This is a genomic window from Maledivibacter halophilus, assembly GCF_900167445.1.
GTDB classification, from domain to species: Bacteria; Bacillota; Clostridia; order Peptostreptococcales; family Caminicellaceae; genus Maledivibacter; species Maledivibacter halophilus.
This window is the reverse complement of the sequence record NZ_FUZT01000007.1, coordinates 221,474-242,467: the sequence shown is the minus strand read 5'-3', so window position 1 is coordinate 242,467 and position 20,994 is coordinate 221,474. Positions and strand designations below refer to the sequence as shown.

25 protein-coding genes are annotated in these 20,994 nt (G+C 32.7%); 23 read left to right on the top strand and 2 right to left on the bottom strand.

Translation table 11 applies throughout. From position 1 onward, the window contains the following. Window positions 1-30 precede the first annotated feature (30 nt). The 8 genes from B5X81_RS14985 (at window position 31) to B5X81_RS14955 (ending at window position 4,181) form a co-directional block, all read left to right on the top strand. On the top strand, window positions 31-597 hold the full coding sequence (locus B5X81_RS14985; protein WP_079492812.1) for a hypothetical protein: 567 nt from the start codon (window positions 31-33) through the stop codon (window positions 595-597). Further along, on the top strand, window positions 584-961 hold the full coding sequence (locus B5X81_RS14980) for a hypothetical protein (RefSeq protein WP_079492811.1): 378 nt from the start codon (window positions 584-586) through the stop codon (window positions 959-961). Before B5X81_RS14985 ends, B5X81_RS14980 begins: the two co-directional genes overlap by 14 nt. Window positions 962-1,115: 154 nt before the next feature. Next, a complete protein-coding gene (locus B5X81_RS27505) occupies window positions 1,116-1,259 on the top strand; it encodes a hypothetical protein (protein WP_170917442.1) in 144 nt (47 codons plus the stop codon). Then, the gene (locus tag B5X81_RS14975; RefSeq protein ID WP_079492809.1) at window positions 1,252-1,446 is read left to right on the top strand and encodes a hypothetical protein; all 195 of its coding nucleotides are present in this window, start codon (window positions 1,252-1,254) and stop codon (window positions 1,444-1,446) included. Before B5X81_RS27505 ends, B5X81_RS14975 begins: the two co-directional genes overlap by 8 nt. 72 nt (window positions 1,447-1,518) lie before the next feature. Further along, on the top strand, window positions 1,519-1,791 hold the full coding sequence (locus B5X81_RS14970) for a CD3324 family protein (RefSeq protein WP_079492808.1): 273 nt from the start codon (window positions 1,519-1,521) through the stop codon (window positions 1,789-1,791). Between the two features lie 166 nt (window positions 1,792-1,957). Continuing rightward, window positions 1,958-2,686 carry an MBL fold metallo-hydrolase gene (locus B5X81_RS14965; protein WP_079492806.1) on the top strand — a complete coding sequence of 243 codons (729 nt, stop codon included), beginning with the start codon at window positions 1,958-1,960 and terminating at the stop codon, window positions 2,684-2,686. A 41-nt stretch (window positions 2,687-2,727) separates the two neighbouring features. Continuing rightward, window positions 2,728-3,162 (top strand): N-acetyltransferase, encoded by a 435-nt coding sequence (locus B5X81_RS14960; protein ID WP_079492805.1) that lies wholly within the window; start codon window positions 2,728-2,730, stop codon window positions 3,160-3,162. A gap of 671 nt (window positions 3,163-3,833) precedes the next feature. Next, window positions 3,834-4,181: a TIGR04076 family protein gene (locus B5X81_RS14955; protein WP_079492803.1), complete on the top strand. Its 348-nt coding sequence runs from the start codon at window positions 3,834-3,836 to the stop codon at window positions 4,179-4,181. Window positions 4,182-4,480: 299 nt separating this feature from the next. Here the strand turns inward: B5X81_RS14955 and B5X81_RS14950 are convergent, their stop codons facing one another. After that, entirely contained in the window at window positions 4,481-5,527 is a 1,047-nt protein-coding gene (locus B5X81_RS14950) for a uroporphyrinogen decarboxylase family protein (RefSeq protein WP_170917441.1), read from the bottom strand. 254 nt (window positions 5,528-5,781) lie between these two features. Here B5X81_RS14950 and B5X81_RS14945 point away from each other — a divergent pair, with 254 nt between their 5' ends. Beyond that, the gene (locus B5X81_RS14945; RefSeq protein WP_079492800.1) at window positions 5,782-6,351 is read left to right on the top strand and encodes a DUF2284 domain-containing protein; all 570 of its coding nucleotides are present in this window, start codon (window positions 5,782-5,784) and stop codon (window positions 6,349-6,351) included. Between the two features lie 12 nt (window positions 6,352-6,363). Then, window positions 6,364-7,209, top strand: a complete 846-nt coding sequence (locus tag B5X81_RS14940) for a helix-turn-helix transcriptional regulator (RefSeq protein WP_079492799.1) — start codon at window positions 6,364-6,366, stop codon at window positions 7,207-7,209. A gap of 61 nt (window positions 7,210-7,270) precedes the next feature. On the opposite strand, the gene B5X81_RS14935 is transcribed toward B5X81_RS14940, so the two are convergent. Continuing rightward, window positions 7,271-8,194 carry a CobW family GTP-binding protein gene (locus B5X81_RS14935; RefSeq protein ID WP_079492797.1) on the bottom strand — a complete coding sequence of 308 codons (924 nt, stop codon included), beginning with the start codon at window positions 8,192-8,194 and terminating at the stop codon, window positions 7,271-7,273. Between the two features lie 226 nt (window positions 8,195-8,420). Here B5X81_RS14935 and B5X81_RS14930 point away from each other — a divergent pair, with 226 nt between their 5' ends. The 13 genes from B5X81_RS14930 (at window position 8,421) to B5X81_RS14875 (ending at window position 20,814) form a co-directional block, all read left to right on the top strand. Then, the gene (locus B5X81_RS14930) at window positions 8,421-9,956 is read left to right on the top strand and encodes an ASKHA domain-containing protein (RefSeq protein ID WP_079492796.1); all 1,536 of its coding nucleotides are present in this window, start codon (window positions 8,421-8,423) and stop codon (window positions 9,954-9,956) included. A 46-nt stretch (window positions 9,957-10,002) separates the two neighbouring features. Beyond that, window positions 10,003-10,641 carry a corrinoid protein gene (locus tag B5X81_RS14925; RefSeq protein WP_079492794.1) on the top strand — a complete coding sequence of 213 codons (639 nt, stop codon included), beginning with the start codon at window positions 10,003-10,005 and terminating at the stop codon, window positions 10,639-10,641. A gap of 44 nt (window positions 10,642-10,685) precedes the next feature. After that, the gene (locus B5X81_RS14920) at window positions 10,686-12,059 is read left to right on the top strand and encodes a uroporphyrinogen decarboxylase family protein (RefSeq protein ID WP_079492793.1); all 1,374 of its coding nucleotides are present in this window, start codon (window positions 10,686-10,688) and stop codon (window positions 12,057-12,059) included. Between the two features lie 260 nt (window positions 12,060-12,319). Beyond that, window positions 12,320-12,616, top strand: a complete 297-nt coding sequence (locus tag B5X81_RS14915; protein ID WP_079492791.1) for a transposase — start codon at window positions 12,320-12,322, stop codon at window positions 12,614-12,616. Between the two features lie 62 nt (window positions 12,617-12,678). After that, window positions 12,679-12,882, top strand: a complete 204-nt coding sequence (locus tag B5X81_RS27125; RefSeq protein ID WP_170917439.1) for an IS3 family transposase — start codon at window positions 12,679-12,681, stop codon at window positions 12,880-12,882. Between the two features lie 4 nt (window positions 12,883-12,886). Beyond that, on the top strand, window positions 12,887-13,120 hold the full coding sequence (locus tag B5X81_RS28820; protein WP_139380350.1) for a hypothetical protein: 234 nt from the start codon (window positions 12,887-12,889) through the stop codon (window positions 13,118-13,120). 645 nt (window positions 13,121-13,765) lie between these two features. Continuing rightward, entirely contained in the window at window positions 13,766-14,911 is a 1,146-nt protein-coding gene (acrC, locus tag B5X81_RS14905) for an acryloyl-CoA reductase (protein ID WP_079492790.1), read from the top strand. A 17-nt stretch (window positions 14,912-14,928) separates the two neighbouring features. Continuing rightward, complete coding sequence (gene acrB / locus B5X81_RS14900; protein WP_079492788.1) at window positions 14,929-15,732, top strand: acryloyl-CoA reductase electron transfer subunit gamma; 804 nt, start codon at window positions 14,929-14,931, stop codon at window positions 15,730-15,732. Window positions 15,733-15,753: 21 nt separating this feature from the next. Next, window positions 15,754-16,857, top strand: coding sequence for an acryloyl-CoA reductase electron transfer subunit beta (gene acrA, locus B5X81_RS14895; protein ID WP_079492787.1), 1,104 nt, complete (start codon window positions 15,754-15,756; stop codon window positions 16,855-16,857). A gap of 397 nt (window positions 16,858-17,254) precedes the next feature. Next, the gene (brnQ, locus tag B5X81_RS14890; RefSeq protein ID WP_079492785.1) at window positions 17,255-18,604 is read left to right on the top strand and encodes a branched-chain amino acid transport system II carrier protein; all 1,350 of its coding nucleotides are present in this window, start codon (window positions 17,255-17,257) and stop codon (window positions 18,602-18,604) included. 141 nt (window positions 18,605-18,745) lie between these two features. Next, a complete protein-coding gene (locus B5X81_RS14885; protein WP_330397398.1) occupies window positions 18,746-19,174 on the top strand; it encodes a hypothetical protein in 429 nt (142 codons plus the stop codon). Between the two features lie 52 nt (window positions 19,175-19,226). Continuing rightward, window positions 19,227-19,604, top strand: a complete 378-nt coding sequence (locus B5X81_RS14880; protein ID WP_079492782.1) for a hotdog fold domain-containing protein — start codon at window positions 19,227-19,229, stop codon at window positions 19,602-19,604. A gap of 28 nt (window positions 19,605-19,632) precedes the next feature. Next, entirely contained in the window at window positions 19,633-20,814 is a 1,182-nt protein-coding gene (locus B5X81_RS14875; protein ID WP_079492781.1) for a CaiB/BaiF CoA transferase family protein, read from the top strand. Window positions 20,815-20,994 lie beyond the last annotated feature (180 nt).

The following is a 20,994-nucleotide window of genomic DNA, read 5'->3' as shown; positions in this document are numbered from 1 at the left end:
GTAACGATTCTATAATTAGGAGGATATAATATGGATATGTTTAATAATATTGTTTTAATGGATAAAAATAAACTATTAGAAATATTTGATTATCTAAATGAACGATTAAAAGAGAATCAATTACAATTTGAGATAACAATCTATGGTGATTCTGTTATGACTATGGTTTATGATAATAGACCTGCCACTAAAGATATAGATTGTGTATTTACTGAAACCAATTTTAAATTATTAGACAACATATTAGACCTTACTAAATTTGCTTTCAACCTTTCTGATGGATGGATAAATGAAGAAATTAAAGAACCACTAAAATCTATTCTAAAAGAGGATAAAGAAACTTATAGGATATATTCTAACTTGAAAATATTGAAACCTAAAGCTGAGCAGCTGTTAGCTATGAAAATATTAGCTGCTAGACCAGAACCCGCTAAAGATTTTATAGATGCTTATATATTATGTAAGGATTTAAACATTACAACTAAGAAAAAGCTGTTGGATGTTTGCTCAGAATATATACCACTAACCCTTATAGGGGAAAGACAAGTGAATTTTATTAAATATTTAGGAGAGGATTTAGGCTATGATTGGAAATAAATATTTACAAGCATTATTTAATTATCCAGATGAAGATACAAGTTTAAATCAACTGCTAGAGCTATTAAAATACAAAGATATGAAGTTTATAGATAGTCTTAAAGAAGCAATAGACATAGATTTATGTAGCGATAAAGAAATAAAATATTTAACTAAAGTATCAGCTCTAATAGATTATTATTTACAAGTTCATGATATTGAAGTTCCAGATTGGATTAGAGATGACAGATTGAGGTTTGATAGACCGTATTATCACTCTAGAAGGATAAGTGATTTTGAAAAACTTAAAATACAATATACAAATCCTTCTCCGTTTAGAGCAAGAAATGTTTATTTTGATTTAGATGGTATAAAGAGAATTTGATAAAAACTAGAAGAATATCTTACTAAAAGGTATTCCTTTTTTTGAAAGATATGTTCCCACATACTTATAAGATGGATAGCTGGAGATGGAATAGTACGAGACCTATGTCTAATTGGCCGTAAAGTTGATTCGGTAGAGGCGTTTCGTATTAGGTTTGTCAGCAAGATTATTGAAGACAACGAATTTGTTAAAGCGAGCAATTCAGATTGGAGAAACTATAATAGAAGCACCTTTAGATACGATAAAATATACAAAAGCATATTTTATTACTAATTCAGGAAGAGAATTTGATGGATAATTTTACTTTGAGCATGATAAAGAATTTCAAGACATTATACTTCCTAAGCCAAAAAAAGGATTTAAGTAAATGGAGGGAAAAGCAAATGAATTATATGATAAAATATACTGCCTACTTTGGCTCTGTGCAAAGGTTACACAGAATAAGCACAAGAATGATTTGTGCAGGGCCTAATTTAGTAGATTAATTTAGGGAATGTTATTTTGTGTGGTCTTTGCTTCTTTGTTTACAGATAATAAAGTAGATAGGAGCAAAAGATATGAAATATGAAAATGCACAAAATATACTGCCAGAATATATTGTTCAACTTATTCAAGAATATATAGAGGGTGGATATTTATATATACCAGTAAAATATGATAACAAAAAAGTTTGGGGAGAAAATACTGCTACAAAAGATATTCTAAAAAGAAGAAACAGAGAAATTTTTAATAAATATAATGAAGGAACATCTATTAAAAAACTTGCACAGGAGTATTATCTTTCTGGACACAGTATAAGAAGAATAGTTAGACAACAAAAGAATATATAAATAAAAAAATGGTATTTATTATCAATTTAGATAATTTAATACCGTTTTTTTATTAAGATTTTACAGATAAATATGAACAACTTTGATACAGAATCATTTATGAACTTGAATAATTATAGAAAGTAAGGTTAATATATTTATAGATAAATTATGGAGGAGTAAACTAATGAATAAATTAACGGTTTTAGAAATAAAATTTGATTTTAATGGTGATAAAAATGCTATTTATCCGGTTATATTAAGTGATGAAAATGAAGTTATTTTAATTGATTGTGGATACCCTAACTTTTTACCTTTAATAAAAAATGCTGCTAAAGAAACTGGAATGGATATTAGCAAATTGACAAAAATAATTATAACACATCATGATTTTGATCATATGGGAGCTTTGGCAGAGTTTAAAAGAGAGTATCCACATATTAAGGTTCTTTCATCAATTGATGATGAAAAATATATTAGTGGTAAGGAAAAATCTTTAAGATTACAGCAAGCAGAGTCTATATATGAGAAACTTCCTGAGGAACAAAAAGAAAGAGCAAAGGAATTTCAGCGTTTTATTGAAACAATAGAAAATGTTCAGGTTGATATATGCTTAAAAGATAAGGATTTATTTTCTTGGTGCGGAGGTGTAGAAATAATTGCTACTCCAGGGCATATGCCAGGGCACATTTCAATTTATTTAAAAGATAGTAAAACATTAATTACAGGAGATGCATTAATAGTAGAAAATAATAAATTGATGATACCATATCCACAGTATACTTTAGATATGGATAATGCAAAAAAATCTATAAGTAAGTTATTAAATTATGAAATAGATAGAATTATATGCTATCATGGAGGAATATATATAAAAGATATTAAAGAATCACTACAAAGCATTATTTCAGACTAACAGATTTGCATAATTAATATGTAAAATAGGGGGAGAAAAGAATGATTAAAGAATTTGAAAAGTTTGAAATTGAAGAAATTATGGATATCTGGTTAAAGACTAACATTATTGCTCATAGTTTTATACCAGAAAAGTATTGGATTAAAAATTATAACCTTGTTAAAGGTGAATATATACCTGTTTCCACAACTTTTGTTTATAAAGAAGATAGTATAATTAAAGGATTTATAAGTATTGTAAATAATTCATTTATTGGTGCATTATTTGTTTTAGAAGATTATGAAGGACAGGGCATAGGGCAAAAACTACTAAACCATTGTAAATCTTTATATTCAAGCTTAGAATTAGCGGTTTATATTGAAAATATATCTTCGGTTAATTTTTATAAACATTGTGGTTTTGTGGTAAAAAAAGAGCAACAAAATGAAGATTCTGGCTTTATGGAATATATAATGACGTGGGTAAAAAAACAATAATTTTCAGCTATATTATTAATATATTATACATCATAAGTTAAAATTATTTGTCTACGGTTAACACTCAAAGCACGTTGAATGTGTGGTTATGATGACGTCTTGTGGTCGGAAGAACAAATAAGGCGTTTTGACTACAAAATGTAGTGGTTTAAAGACGAAAAATGAGCTGAAAATCGACTGTTTTTAAGGCTGATTTTTAAGCAGAAATATAGATGATATAGCTATTTTGAAGAGAATTTCATAGTCTTTATTGCATCAAAAATTGTATTCTTATAAAGGATAATGAGATTATCCATTAACAAAAATTTTATTTAAATAATAAGCAAAAATTTAGAAATAAACAATGATTACGATATTCTCAAAGAGGTGATATGAATTGTTAACAAAAAACACGTTTGCAAAATCTGATATAGGTGTTCAAGCAGCATGGAAAGCAAAAGAGATATTCTACTGAATTTAAAAATAAGGCTCTGTTTTAAATGAATGTTGATTTGTGATACTTTTATTAAAATGGGTTATAACATAAATATAATCAATTTTATTTACATAATTACTGGAATTATAATCCATAAATTATATATAATAAGAATATAAAGTATTGGACAATCGTATTATTATGCGAGTGAGTTGTTTATTAAACTGCCTGATAAATTAAAATTTGGAGGTTAATCATGAAAAAATGGTATGATGAGGAGTACGAATTTGAAATTGAGGTAACTGGGTTTCTTCGCAGTGACCATACAGAGCGGTACTGCCGAAACGGCGAGGAAGTGGGGGATAAGTATACCTGCACCTATGGTTGTCCCATAAATTCGGATGGACATGGTATCTGTTCCAAGGTTATGATGATTATGTTCCCAATCATGGAGGCGGTCAGAAGTGGCGGAGATTTAGAGAACATTGGCGGCAATGGTAAATATAGCAAGGACATTGTATGCCCAGATGGCTGCGTCATGTTTAGGCTGACGGCAAAGAAACTTGACAATGAGAATTTTTATAAGGGGAAGTTTTTTGATTAGTTTTGATTTTTATTGTACTCAGTTTGAAGATAAGCCAAAATATATAAATTCCAATTTATCAATTAGAATTTATGAACAATCTTAAATTATTAGGATTAAGAAGTAAAGTGGACAAATTAATTTGTCCACTTTTATACGTTCTATTATCAACACTGGTTTAAAAATGAGGAATTATTGCAGGATTGCTGTTCTTCATTAATTGATGGGAAGAAGAGACATTAGAAGCTGCTGTGAAACAAGGAGATTACAGTGTAATGGATAGGCTTCTTGATGTTCTTTCGAAGCTCTACTCTTATAAATTATTTAATTTTGTAATCATCTGCTGCTTTAAACATAGCTTTTAAGTTTTCTATAGGAACTTGATTTATTGAACCACCAGCAGCAAGCACACATCTATTGTTGCCTTCAAATGATTTAAGTACTTCTATGCATTTATCATAAGTTTCGTCAGCAGTCCATTTTTGCAAATCAAGAGGATTCAATCCACCTAAAAGTGTTACTTTACCCTTAGTTAATTCTAAAGCATCATGAGGATTGATTGAAGGAAGATATTGCCATGCAACCATTCCTGAATCAGCTATTGCAGGCGCTATGTGACGAGCTGTTGAGTCGTTGTGTAACCACCTTTGAGTGTCAGGGAATTCTTTAAACATTTGTTGATATCTAGGTAAAATAAATTCTCTGTATGCAGGTTCGCTAAGGAATGCAGAAAGGTCATCTGCTACTAATATATGATGTAGTGAACCTAGGATTTCTTCTTGAGCGTGCATAAATCTTATTTGAGTTTCTACAACTACATCTAATATTTTGTTAACTAAATCAGGCTCAGCAATAGTATCTGCACAGAAATCGCTAATTCCTCTAAGATTTGCACCTACTGTAAAAGGTCCCATTACAGGATGAGGATTAACTGTATAGCCTTTAGGGCAATTGTCTACCATATATTGCAATGTTTCAAGAGCTTGTCTCATATAGTTATCGCCGTATGGGTCTCCTGGCTCTAGCCAATCTAAATCGTCTATATCATCTGCATCTGCAATATCAGGGTTAGGGTGAACAGAAATAAATCCGTGATCGTCAAATTTAACTATCCCACCAAGACCACTTGCTTCTGCAACCGACCCCATATCTGGAAGGGGATTACCTATTCCGTCTAATTTTTCTAATGCTTCAATTTGACATTTTAGTGTTACTTCAGGTTTATGGAAATAATCATCTAAGTTAACTCCTGTAACCGCTTGGAAGAACGGAAATGTGTAGAAGTTAAATACTGCATGTCCGTCAGATTTTTCTCCGGCGATACTTTGCTTTAAACGTCTAAAATTTCTTTCTCTTAAAGTTGACATAAATGAACCATCCCTTTTCAAATTTACTAATATTAACATTTGTATAATTATCTTATCATAATAAATATTATTTATCTATATCTAAAATATGCAAAACATATATAAATATTGCTCTAATATTTATGATTCTTTCTTAGTAATAACAATAATAGTTAGATTTAGATATCTGCTTTTTGTCTTTTGTTATTCTTTACAACTTAGTAACCCTATTATATAATATTTATGAATATGAAGATAATTAAGAGGATATAATTATGGATGAAAATCAAGAAAAAATTATTGAGGAATTAAAAGATTTAGCAATAGAAAATGAAGCTAGTAACGTAGCACTTATTAAAATTGATGATATTAGGTTTAGTTCAGAATTTAGAGATATTTGTGAGACTAAGACTTGTGGAGCCTATGGAACTAACTGGATGTGTCCGCCTTATATAGGAGATATTCATAAGCTTATGTTGAAGGCTCAAAGCTTTAAAGATGGTTTAATTATTCAAACTATTGATCACCTTGAAGATTCCTTTGATATACAAGGAATGCTTAATGCGGGTAAGACTATTAATAATTTAGCTCGAAAACTTAAAAACTCTCATATCATAAAAAAACTTGGTGAAATAATGGTTCTTGGTAGCGGTGCTTGTGGTTATTGTAAAAAATGTTCTGTTTTAAACAATGCTTCTTGTCCATTTCCCAACATGGCTGTTTCATCTATAGAGGCCTATGGTATAGATGCTTCAAGTTTAGCTAAAGCAGGAAATTTAAATTATATTAACGGGCAAAATACAGTTACGTATTATAGTTTAATTTTATTTAATCAAAGGAAATAGATCGGAGGAAATATGAATAGTAATAACACAAATGACACAACTAAAATTTATACTCACAATTCTGCTCCATTTGCAAAAGAAAATCTATTTTATGTAGAGTTAGCAGGAGAGTATTTTGGTGTTAGTGATTACAAAATAGAAAGAGATTATTACAACAGCTTGCTTATAATGTTTATTGAGGAGGGTGAGCTTACCGTAATTATTGATGGGGAGACATTTTTAGTTGGTAAGGATGACTTTGGATTTATAGACTGTAGAACTCCCCACTGTTATTATTCCAAAGAGCCTATATCTTTCAAGTGGATACATATTCAGGGAAATTCGGTATTTGCTTATAGTGAACTTCTCTCTAAGCGTTTCGAGAGTCCTGTTATAGTCAATGCTTCTTCTATCATACTTCAGGAATTCGAAATTCTTATGGGTTTATTGCGTGGAGAAAATGTACTCAAGCATTCTTTATCTGCAACTATACATAGACTTTTGGCAACTATGGCAGAGAGCACATCAGTCCAAACGAAATCTACAGAATATGCCCTGTCTGTTGCTGAAGCATATTTGAGACAGAACTATAATAAGCAGATTTCTATAACTGATGTGGCTGATAAAGTAGATATGAGTATATATTATTTTACTCGTCAATTTCATAAACAGTATGGGATATCTCCTTATGAATACTTGATTATGCAGCGTATATGTAATGCTAAAAAACTGCTTTTAAATACAAATATGAGTACAAAACAAATTTCTGAAGAATGCGGTTATAATCATCCGTCAACATTTATTACGGCTTTTAAGTCACGTATTGGAACAACCCCTTCACAATTTAGAACAAATGTTATAAAAAATATTGGCTTGTAAATATAATGGGCGACCCTAGGGTCGCCTTTATTGTGCTAAATAACTTATTGAAAAAGCTTTACTATTTGATTATAGAGAAGAGACCTTCATATTTACTTATAGCATTCATAATTGTTTTACGAAGTGGTAATCCTTCTCCTGAGAGAACAACTATCTGTCCAATATTCACTTCTTTACCCTGGTAATAGGGTTCAACATTTATCATAGTGCCGACACAGTTTACTAAATACAAAACACCTTCAACCTTAACAAAGCCTTTTATTCTGTAGGTATCTTCCACTATAAGATTTAGGAAATATAAAAGTTGGTCATACTTGATTTTTTCATCAATTTTTAGCATCATTTTTTGAAGTGTAATATCTGGAATTTGTGATTTATAATTTAGTTCTACATTATCTTTCAAGATTAAATTTTGAATCCACTTCATTTCGAATTCTCCATGGATTGTTTTGTAAATAGGTATATCAGGTCTTTGCATATGCACAAGTTTCTCTACTTCTACAATTTTTTCTTTATTTGCCTTATCTATTTTGTTTAAAAATACAATATCGCTTGCAGCTATTTGTTTTTTAACACAGCGTGCAGTCGAATAGACCTTTTTAAATCTATTTGCATCAACTAAACAAATTCCTCCACAATACTGTATTTTATTATTATATTTTTTTTCACCTACTATTGCTCTGATATTAGTAGGGTCTGCAAGTCCTGAAGCTTCAACTACTATACAGTCAGGATTGTTATCTAATGAGTTTTGCAATTCATCTTCAAATTCATCAATTCTGCATGAACAGAAAATTGAACCATTGCTAATTTGTTTAAGAGATGCTCCAATTGTTTCGAGAAGTGGTCCATCTACACCTTCTTTTCCAAATTCATTTACGATTATATGCATACGCATAGGTGCTAGAGCTGGAATAAATTTTTTTAAAAAAGTTGTTTTTCCTGCTCCTAAAAAACCAGTTACTAAATATAATTTTGTTTTCATTATATCCTCCTATAAAAGTATTAAAGCAAGATTTCTATATGTTTTTCAATTTTCATGCACTAAAAAAGTTTTAAAAGAATAATTCTTTAATAATAGTATGGCGTAAGATATGCTTAATATAGCACAATCCATACTATAAAATCAAATTTATAAAAAAATAAAAAAATTCGTGACAAAAGGCAAGATATGTAGTATATTGGATAGTGAAAGTGAGTGAAAAAATTTGATGACAGTTAATGTGGTCGAAGGCAAACGAATTCATAAGCCCTCGATAAAAGAGCAAAGCAGACTTGGCATACTGTTGAAGCAAATAGGTGTTATGTTAGATATGCCTTGTGGAGGCAATCACACTTGTGGAAAATGTAAAATTCGTGTTAGTGGAAATCTTTCACCTATGACAGAGGGAGAAAGGAAGCTTCTTACCAAGGAAGAGGTTGAAGATAATATTAGACTAGCTTGTTTTACAAAGGTCCTTGGAGATATTAGTATATACCCTAATACGGATAATACTGATACACTTTCCATGGTTATTCTACCTAAGCATAATTTAACGGAAAAAGGTTATGGCTTAGCAGTCGATATAGGGACTACAACAGTGGCTATGCAGCTTTATGATTTATATACGGGCAAGATGCTTGGCGAGGCTTTAGGGGCAAATGCTCAAGGTCCTTTTGGTGCAGATGTTATTTCACGTATTCAAAATGCAACTAATAATGGGAATAAGCCTCAGCAAGAGGCAATTCAAAATCAGCTCGTTGAAATGGCAAAAGATTGTATGGCTCAAGGGGGTATTGAGTGTATAAATAAATCAGTTATTACTGGCAATACAACTATGCTTCATCTTTACGAAGGACTTGAAGCCAAGGGGATTGCTGTAGCTCCGTTTACACCGACTTCATTGTTTGGTAGGCAAAGTAGTTATACATTAGCAGGAAGTCCTGCTTACTTACCTAAATGCATTGGTTCATATATCGGTGCAGATATAACATGTACTATTCTTGCAACTGAGATGATTCATCACTCTGATAAGATTGAACTTCTTGCGGATCTAGGTACTAACGGTGAGATGGCCCTCAATATTCAAGGAGAACTTTATTGTGCTTCTACTGCAGCAGGACCTGCATTTGAAGGTGCTAATTTGACTTTTGGTATGAGGGCAGGTAAGGGCGCTATCACCAAGGTTGAAATTAAAGATGGCGAAGTTATCTATGAGACTGTAGGAAATGTTACCCCAAAGGGGATTTGTGGTTCCGGTGTTTTAGATGCTGTGAGTGTTATGCTAGATCTTGAAATTATCGACGAGACAGGTCATTTAGACAATGAATTTGAAGGTCCTGGAAAAATTATTTATCACAATGAAGATTTAGCATGGGAAATTCCAGGGACTAAAGTAAGTATAACACAAAAAGATATTCGTCAGATACAGTTAGCTAAGTCTGCAATATTTGCGGGTATCAAAACTTTACTAAAAGAAGAAAACTTATCTCCTGCAGATGTAGATACCTTCTATGTAGCAGGTGGTTTTGGACACTATATGAATAGACGTAGTGCTTCAAATATAGGACTTTTTCCAAAAGAATTGGAAGACCGTATCAAGCTTGTGGGTAATGGTGCACTATCGGGAGCAATTGCTCTACTATTGGATGCAGACCAAAAAACAAGCGAAAATTCTATTGTTTCAAAGTCAAAAGAAATAGAACTATCTGGGAATACAACTTTCTCGGATTATTATGTAGAGGGAATGTTATTTGGTGATGAGTAACCAATAACATATTATCATTATAATCATTTATTTGGAGGGATAGAAGATGAATGAAAAATTAGCAGAAATTAGTTCACTATTACAAGCAGGTAAAGCAGGTAAATGTAAGAAAGCTGTTAAAGCAGCAGTTGAGGAAGGAATTCCTGCACAAACAATATTAGATGAGGGCTTGTTATCAGGCATGAATATTATTGGTGCTAAATTTAAAGCTAACGAAGTTTTCGTACCGGAAGTTTTGGTAGCTGCTCGTTGTATGAATAAATCTCTTGATATACTTAAACCTTTGTTGATGCAAGGTGGAGCTGAACCTGTTGGCACAGTTGTTATTGGAACAGTTAAAGGAGACCTTCATGATATAGGGAAGAACCTAGTTGGTATTATGATGCAAGGTAAAGGACTGACAGTTATTGACTTAGGCGTTGATGTTCCAGCAGAGAGATTTGTTGAAGCTGCTAAAGAAAATAATGCAGATATAGTTGCTTGTTCTGCACTTCTTACTACAACAATGGGAGAAATGCAGGGTGTAGTAGATACAATTAAAAAATCTGATATAGCAGATAAAGTTAAAATAATGATAGGTGGAGCACCTATTACTCCAGAGTTCTGTGTAGAAATTGGAGCAGATAAATATACAGCTGATGGAGCTGAAGCTGCTGAAGCTGCTTACGAAATTTGCGTAGCATAATAACCAAACTATTTTTATTATATTAAATTAAAAAGGAGAATACTATGCAACCAAAAGAACGTTTATTCAAAACATTAAAAGGTGAACCAGTAGATAGAGTAGCATGGGTACCCTTTGCAGGTGTTCATTCAGGATTCTTAAAAGGATATGCTGCTGATGAAGTATTACAAGATGCTGACAAATTGTATGAATCTTTAATGGAAGTTAATAGATTGTACAAGCCTGACGGGCAGCCTGTAATATTTGACCTTCAATTAGAAGCAGAATGTTTAGGATGTGAATTACAATGGGAGAAAAATAGTCCTCCTTCAATAAAAACTCACCCATTAGATGGTGATGAGGAAGAACCTCCTGTAATTCCATGTGAATGTACTATACCAACTCCGGAAAGCGGACGTTTTCCTATCGTATTAGATGTTATGAGAAGAATGAAAGAATCTGTTGGTGATACAACTGCACTTTACGGTTTAATCACAGGACCTTTCACACTAGCTTCTCATCTTAGAGGAAACAATATATTCACAGATATGTTTGATTTTGATGAAGAAACAGAAGAATTACTTAACTACTGTTCAAAAGTAGCTAAAGCTACTGCAGGATATATGATTGATGCAGGTATGGATGTAATCGCTGTTGTTGACCCACTTATTTCTCAAATTTCATCTAATCACTTTGAAGAATATATGACTAAGCCTTTTACAGAAGTATTTGATTATATTCGTGAAAGAGGTGCCTACTCATCATTCTTCGTATGTGGAGATGCTACTAGAAACTTAGAGGTAATGTGCGAAACAAAACCAGATAGTATGTCAATAGACGAAAATGTTGACCTTCAAGTTGCATTAGAAATTGGAAGAAAGCATGGAGTTGTTGTTGGTGGGAATATTCCTCTTACAACTGTAATGCTTAATGGTAACCAAATGGATAATATGAAATTCGTTGTAGATTTATTGGATAATATGGAAGACAAATCAGGATTTATATTAGCTCCAGGTTGTGATATGCCATATGCAACTCCAATTGATAATGCAATTGGTGTTGCTCAAGCAGTTATTGAAACAGATTCTGTTAGAGAAATGGTTAAGAACTATGTTGGAGAAGAAATTGATACATCAGGAGTTGTTATTCCAGATTATGAGAATCTTGACAAACCACTAATGGAAGTATTTACTCTTGATCCATTAAGCTGTGCTGCTTGTACCTATATGTTTAGAGTTGCTCAAGAAGCTAAAGATGCTTTTGGGGACAAGATAGATATGGTTGAATACAGAATTACAGAAAAAGAAAATATTGCTCGTGTTAAGAAAATGGAAGTTAAAAAATTACCATCAATCTACATTAACGGTGAACTTGAATTTTCTTCCATTATTCCTTCTAAATCAAAATTAGAAGATGCTTTAAATGCAGCAATGAAATAAATTACTTACAAAAACTACTCGTTTTCACAAGTAGTTTTTGTGTATCTTTATATATGTTATATCACTATAAAAGCATCCTTTTTATAATAGATTTACCAAGAAACTAAAAAAGAATGCTGATAAAATGAGCAAAAGTTATTTAAAACAATTCAATGGCTCTCTTTAGAAGAAAAATGGTGCTAGAATAAAAATAGGAGAACTTAAACATAGTAAATTCTGTATTTGATATAATATAGAAATCAGATAAGGAGAGATTTATTATGAGTAAGAAAAACAAAAGGTATAGTAAAGAATTTAAACAGGATGCAGTCAATTATTATTATTCTTCAGGAAAATCAATAAAGGCAGTTGCATCAGCCCTTAATATTAGCCCTTCGGGCCTTGCAGGTTGGATTAATAGCGCCAAATTAAATGACGGAGTTGTTAACCATCGTGGCTGGAGAAACTATGCATCGTATGCTGAAAAAGAAATTGCTAGATTGAAAAAAGAATTAAGAGACAAAGAGGATGTACTTGATATATTAAAAAAGGCCATAGGCATATTGAACGAAGATTAACTGAAGCAATCTATATAGAGGTAAAAGCAGCATCAGAAAAGCGCCGAATATCAATTAACAGTGTGCTTAAAAAACTAGGCGTTTCGTCATCAGGTTACTATAGCTTTAAAAAGAGAGTTATCTCAAATCAAAAGTTAAGAAAACAATCACTCCTTACGGAGATTACCGATATATATAATGAATCACATCAAATTTATGGAGCACCTAAGATTACTGCTGTATTAAGGTCTAGAGGTCACATAGTCTCAGAAAAGACTTGTGGGTAACTATATGAGAGAACTAGGTATTAAAGCAATTTGGGTAAGTCCTTATAAAAGAACTACTATAGATCCAGATTTTGATTCTAGACTCAAAAACATATTAGATAGAAATTTCAACCCTAAAGCCCATAATACAGTATGGGTAACAGATATTACTTATATCCACACCCTTACTGGATTTGTATATTTAACATCAGTAATGGACCTGTATTCAAGGAAAGGATTAGGTAGATTATATGATTGAAAAAACAAATTGGTATTTTGCCCTATTGGTAATTCAACAACAGGTATTAAGGTATGTCCAGTTTAGTAAATATAAAAAAATTTAAGATTATCATAGTTAACGAGCCAGACGCTAAGACGCAGAGCCAATAATATGAAATTTCAACTTCATATTATTGGCTCTTTTTAGATTTTTAAATTATATGTAGTAGATAGCTTTTTTAGAAAGTAATTATGCAATTTGCTCAATTAATCAAATTCTTATTATGTGTTGTTGTAATATATTAAGGTATTATTTTACATACATAAAATGTCTATCGTATAATACATATTTTTTTAGTAAATACGTCTTTACTTACAAATATAAGACCATGAGTCCTCAAAATAGAGGATTCTTTTTTTCAATTTTTTCTTGATATTATAAGAAAATGTATATTACTGAAATCCTCTACAGTAAATGGAGGGATTAATGAAAAATAACGTTAGCTAGATAATTAATCTTTTAAAAAGAGTTTGACCTTCCACTAACTGTATAATATAGAGTTTAATTTAACAAAAGCAAAGAGCATTAAAGACTCATTTTATAAATGTGTATTATTCTTAGATGCATTATATGCTCTCAACAAATTTCTGCTTTTAATACTATAAAGAAAGGATTGAATGACATATGGATTTTTCATTAACCAGAGAACAGGAACTGATTAAAAAATTGGCACAACAGTTTGCTGAGAATGAGTTAGAACCAGTAGCTGAAAAAGTTGACCATGACCATGTTTTCCCAGAAGAAAACTTTAAAAAGATGGCATCGCTAGGATTTACAGGAATTGGTGTTCCTAGTCAATATGGAGGTTGTGATGGTGGGACATTAGAGAAGGTAATAGCTGTTTCTGAATTTGCAAAAAAATGTATGGCTTCAGCTGCGATTTTATCAATTCACTTAATTGCACCCCAAGCTATTAATAAATATGGAAATGAAGAACAAAAGCAAAGATTTCTTCCTAAGCTTACAAAAGGAGGAGCGTTAGGAGCATTTGCTTTAACTGAACCAAATGCAGGATCTGATGCAGGGGCTGCAAAAACAACAGCTATATATGATCCAGAAACCGATGAGTATATATTAAATGGAACTAAATGCTTTATTTCAGGTGGTAGTCGCGCAGAAGTATTAATAATATTTGCACTTACACAACCTGAAAAGGGATTAAAGGGTATGTCTGCAATAATAGTTGAGAAAGGTACACTAGGTTTTAGCACAGGTAAAATAGAGTCTAAGATGGGGCTAGCTGGTTCTGAAACAGCAGAACTAGTATTTGAAGATTGCCGTGTCCCTGCATCAAATCTTCTTGGAAAAGAGGGTAAAGGCTTTAAAATAGCAATGGAGGCATTGGATGGAGCTCGTGTAGGAGTAGGAGCACAAGCTGTTGGTGTAGCAGAGGAAGCAATAGATCTTTCTATTAAATATTCAAAAGAACGTATTCAGTTTGGTAAGCCAATAGCAAAACTACAAGGTATTCAATGGTATATTGCAGACATGGCAACTAAAACATTGGCTGCCAAAACTCTTGTACAGTATGCAGCATATCTTGAAGATGTTGGAAAGCCTTTTTCACAAGAGGCAGCTATGTGTAAGCTAAATGCTTCTGAAAATGCACGATTTGTTACTAATTTAGCTCTTCAAATACATGGTGGATATGGTTATATGAAGGATTATCCATTAGAGAGAATGTATCGTGATGCTAAGATTACAGAAATATATGAAGGTACTTCAGAGATTCATAAAGTTGTTATCTCCAGAGCAGTAATGAGTAAATAAAGAAGGAGTGTAGAATTATGAGAATTTACGTTTGTATTAAACAAGTTCCAGATACTTCAGGTAAGGTTGCAGTAAAACCAGATGGTACTCTTGATCGTGCTTCTATGTCTGCTATCATTAATCCAGATGATATGAGTGCTATAGAACATGCACTTATACTTAAGGATAAAATAGGTTGTCAGGTAACGGCAGTAACTATGGGACCACCTCCCGCAGAGGGAATGCTTCGTGAAGTTCTTGCAATGGGAGCTGATGATGCTGTTCTAATCTCATCTCGTGAGTTTGGTGGTTCAGATACATTTGCCACATCACAGATTATAGCATCTGCAATATCACATATAGGTATCGGTAAAGATAATATGATATTCTGCGGTCGTCAGGCAATAGATGGAGATACAGCACAGGTTGGACCACAGATAGCTGAGAAACTTAATATTCCACAAGTAACTTATGTTAATGAAATAAGTAAAAGGGATAATAAAGTAGTTGTAAAGCGTTTACTTGAAGATGGATATATGATGATTGAGGTTGAAACACCTTGTCTAATCACATGTGTAAAAGAGAATAACGTTTCTACCCGATATATGACTATAAATGGAATTATGGATTGCTATAATAAACCACTTACAATTCTTGATTTCCAAGCATTGAAAGATGAGCCATTAATTGAGGTTAATACTATAGGTTTAAAGGGATCACCTACTAATATATTTAAATCTTTTACACCGCCACAAAAAGGTGTAGGTGTAATGCTTGAAGGAGCTAGCAGTGATACAGTAGTTGAACTAGTAGAAAGATTACAAAAGAAACACGTTATATAAACTGAAAGGAGATATGAGAATATGGTATTTAATAGTTCTGATATAGGTGCATTCAATGACATATGGGTTTTTTGCGAACAACGTAATGGTAAATTAGAAAATACTGATTTTGAATTAATTTCTGAAGGCCGTAAGCTTGCTGATGAACGCGGATCAAAGCTTATTGGAGTTCTTCTTGGTCATAATGTCAAGGATATTGCAAAAGAACTTGGAGGTTACGGAGCAGATAAGATAATAGTTTGTGATGATCCAGCATTAGATGTATATACAACAGATGCTTATACTAAGGTGCTTTGTGATGTTGCTATGGATAAGAAGCCTGAAGTTATTTTAATTGGTGCTTCAAATATTGGTAGGGATTTAGGCCCACGTTGCGCAGCACGTCTACATACGGGTCTAACAGCTGATTGTACACATTTAGACATTGATATGGAGAAATATGTTGATTTTATTAATACATCATCAACACTAGATTTATCCAAGACTAAATTTAAAATGGAGGATATAAACTTAAAAATGACACGTCCAGCCTTTGGAGGTCATCTTATGGCAACTATTATATGTCCCCGTTTTAGACCTTGTATGTCTACAGTACGTCCAGGCGTTATGAAGAAAGCAGAGTTTAATCAAGAAATGGCAGATAGATGTGAAATAGAGGTGTACCCAGTATCTATCTCACAGGAAGATATAAAAACAAAGGTTTTAGATGTTGTGAAAGAAGCAAAACAAATAATTGATTTAATAGGTGCAGAGGTTATTGTTTCTGTAGGTCGTGGTATTGGAAAGAATGTTAAAGAGGGTATTGAGCTTGCTAATGAACTTGCAGAGGCTTTTGGTGGCGGAGTTGTTGGTGGAAGCCGTGCTGTAGTTGACTCTGGTTGGTTATCAGCTGATCATCAGGTTGGGCAAACAGGTAAAACAGTACATCCAAAGGTATATGTTGCACTTGGTATTTCTGGTGCGATACAGCATAAAGCAGGTATGCAGGATTCAGAGCTTATTATAGCAGTTAATAAAGATGCTACAGCTCCTATATTTGATTGCGCTGACTATGGAATCACTGGAGACTTATTCAAGGTTGTACCTATGATGATTGAAGAAATCACTAATGCAAAGGTAAGTTAAAAACAACTATACCCTAAGTGTACAGTTTGATATATGTACTAGAAAAAACCGTTAAAAAAATATCAAAAATAGGCTTGACTGTCCAACAACTGTATTGAATATAATGAGAAATATCTTAAACAGCTTACAAAACTTTAATTTTTTAGTACGATATTTTGTTAAAAGTATGTCAGTGAATTTTATTAACAAATATCAAAAAAGAAATGAGCAAATTGCATAATTAACATTATTAATTTTGAAATAAAATATGTGGATTGCTTTCTTGACTCACTCAACTACATTTTATATTGAAAAATTATTTATAAATGTATTATGCAATTTACTCAGATATTAAAAAATAAAGCTGTAAGATAAAAGATTCTACGCTAATATAAATATTCAATTAAGGGGGAATTGTATGAACAATAATTTGGATAAAAATGGAGACTTGAAATTACCTGCATTATTTTTAATGGGTGGGGCCCTTTTCTCAATGCACTTTGGTGCTTCGAGTATGGTATGGCCTATGAACTGGGGTAAAGAAAGCGGCTCATCAGTATTAGTTGCATTTTGTGGAGCATTTATAACAGCTCTATTGCTTACATTACTAGCATATGTAGCACTATCTAGAGGTAATGGAACTTATAATCAAATCACTACTAGAGTACTTGGAAAGAGATTAGGAGAATCTTATACAATGTTAACAATTGTTGTACTTGGACCTTTATATGCTATACCTCGTATGAGTGCAGCATCTTGGGACTCAATAGTACAAGCTTTTGGACTAAATCCACAGGCGAAATTACCACTAATTATTTTTACTGTATTATTCTATTTGATAACATATTGGTTCCTAATGAACCCAGGAAAAACTATGGATCGTATTTCAAATATCCTATTTCCATTACTTATTGTTATTGTAGTTATAGTTGTAGGTAAGGGTCTTATGATGCCGATAGCAGAGCCAGTTGCTCAAACATATGAAGGTTCCGCATTCGCTTATGGTTTCACTAATGGATATGCAACAGCCGAGATTCTTTGCTCATTAATATTTGGTGTAGTTATACTAAATGGACTTAAAGCAAAAGGTGTTTCAGATGAACGTATGAGTAAGAATATCATTAGAATAGGTATTATAGGTATTGCTTTACTAAGCTGTACACACCTTTGCCATATGTTAATTGGAGCTTCTACAGGGGGCACTATTGATTTAAACTATACAGCCCTTTATACAGCAGTTTCAACTAAACTTCTTGGAAGACTAGGTGGAATATTATTCTCATTTGCATTATTCTTTGCAGCATTAACAACTGCAATAGGGATGACTTCTGGGTGTGCTGAGTTCTTTGTGGATACTACTGAAGGAAAAGTTGATTACAAGACAGCATCTATAGTAGTATTGATATTCAGTACAATATTTGGATGTATGGGTCTTGCTTCAATACTTGCATTCCTTGGACCGATCCTTGATGGTATTTATCCAGCAGCAATCGTACTTGTTATATATTATGCATTAATGCCAAATAATCAAAGCAGAAGACACTTAAATGTTTGTAGATATGCGATGAGTATAGCATTAGTATTTGGTTTTTTCGATACAATTTACGCATATGGAAATAAATTGAATTTAGACTTAGGCTACTTCAATATATTCTATGAGGGACTTCCACTATCATCTGAAATGTTAGCATGGTTTCCGTGGACAGTAGTAGCAGCAATAATAGGCTACTTAGTTTATCATAAAAGTGAAGTTGCAGTTGATAATTAAAAGATTAAGGAAAGTTATAGAAACAAGCATAAAGGCTTAAAACTTAGGGCAATTAATACTTACGATAATCGTAGGTATCTAAATAATAAAAATTATTAGGAGGAAGTCATAATGAGAAAAGTATCTTTTTTAAGCTATAACATGACGACAGCGGATGCAAATAATCCAGATGGATTAGTGCCAATTGGACGTCAATTTGATTTTATCGGTGATGTTGAAACAGAGCAAATGATATTAGTTGATGGTGATGAATCTCTTTGTCTTGGTTATCATGATGTTAAATGTTATAAGGATATTTATGTAGGAGATATGGTTGACTTTAAAGCAACTCTTACTCATGTAGGAAATTCATCTCGTGATTGTAAGATAGAAGTTTTCAAGCTTGCTACACCAGCTTTCCGTGAAAGTAAGGAAAACTGCAAACCAGGAGATATGGTTTGGTTTGATGAGCCTGTACTTTGTACAGAAGGATATGTACGTCTAGTAGTTAAGAAGCATTTACAACGTGGAGCCCAGCCAGATGGATTAGTAAAAAATCCATGGCGTGAGCTAGAAGATTTTCCAGAATAAGGATATATATAATGAACTAGCTATAAAATATTTAATAAAGGAGATTTGTGTTATGAATGAACAGCAGACAGTAACATACCGTTATAGAATGTCAAACCGTGACGTATTTTATGGCGGCGGAGTTGTAAACGGTGCTAGAAATATTACACTTATGAACGATACAGCAAATCGTCTTATGGCTAAGGTATTTGGAAACACTGGGCACTGTGTTGAAGTAAAGAAGGTTCGTCTATATGTTCCTTCATTTGCAGGAGATTATATGGAGTATATTGCAAGAATTAAGGAGATAGATGGTAATAGAGCTTTAATAGAGGTTCGTTCCTTCAAGATTATAGAAGTTCCTGAAAATCCACCATTTCCAAGTTCTATAGATGTATTACCTGATCCACCTTTATCAACAGTAGTTCAGTTTGTATACGAGACATATTAGTTAATCACTTATTAGGGAGGGTTTACAAATGAGTAAAGCGCTTGAAGGTTTAAAAGTAGTTGATCTTACTTCTGCGTTAAATGGACCATTTTGTACAATGATTTTAGCTGATTATGGTGCAGAAGTTATTAAAATAGAGCCAGTTGGTGGAGAACAATGTCGTGAGTGGGGACCACTTGATGAAAAGAGTGGAGAGAGTGGTTTTTACTGTTATGTAAATAGAAATAAGAAAGGTGTTACATTAAACCTTAAATCTGAAAAAGGTAAAAAGTTATTCTTTGACTTAGTTAAAGATGCAGATATCGTAGTTGAAAACTATAGGGGTGGGGTTACAAAAAAACTTGGTATAGATTATGAGTCTGTGAAGAAAGTTAATCCAACTGTTATATATGCTTCAGGATCAGGTTTTGGTCAATATGGTCCTATTACACATCGTCCTTGTTACGATATAGTAGCACAGGCAATGGGTGGTATGATAAATCTTACAGGCTTTAAAGATCAAAATCCTGTTAAGGTTGGTCCATCAGTAGCAGACCACGTTGCTGGTATTTATTTATCAGTAGGTGTTCTTTTAGCACTTCATAACCGTGAAAAGACAGGACAAGGACAACTCGTTGACGTAGCGATGTTTGATACTATATTTAGTTTACTTGAAAATGCACTTGTTAACTATACAATTGGTGGATTTATACCAGAACGTAATGGTAATGTAGACCCATCAATAGCTCCATTTGATATATATGATTGTAAAGACGGTTTTATAGCACTTGGTGTTGGTAATGATAGATTATATAAAAAATTCTGTAAGGCTATAGGACATGAAGAGCTTATAGATGATCCAAGATATGCAAATAACGAATTACGTTGTCAAAACTATATACCAGATCTACAAAACCTTATAAGAGATTGGTGTAAGCAATATACAAAGAGTGAAATAGAAACTATAATGGATGAGGTTGGCGTTCCATGTGGACCAGTATTAAATGTTAAGGAAGCAATTGAGCATCCACACATTCAAGCTCGAGAAATGATGGTTCATTGTGAACATCCAACAGCAGGAGATCAATATTTTCAAGGCTGTGTTGTTAAACTCTCTGAAACTCCTGGTAGTGTAGATGCTCCAGCACCATTGTTAGGACAGCATAATGCAGAGATATTTGGACTTTCTGAAGAAGAAGTTGTACAGTTGAGTGAAGAAGGAGTAATTTAAGCAAAAGCATATAATGTGGTTGCTTAAATAGTAGCCACTTAAAAGATAGGAGGATATGATAATGAGAAAAGTATCATTTTTAAGTTATAACATGACGACAGCGGATGCAAATAATCCAGATGGATTAGTGCCAATTGGACGTCAATTTGATTTTATCGGTGATGTTGAAACAGAGCAAAT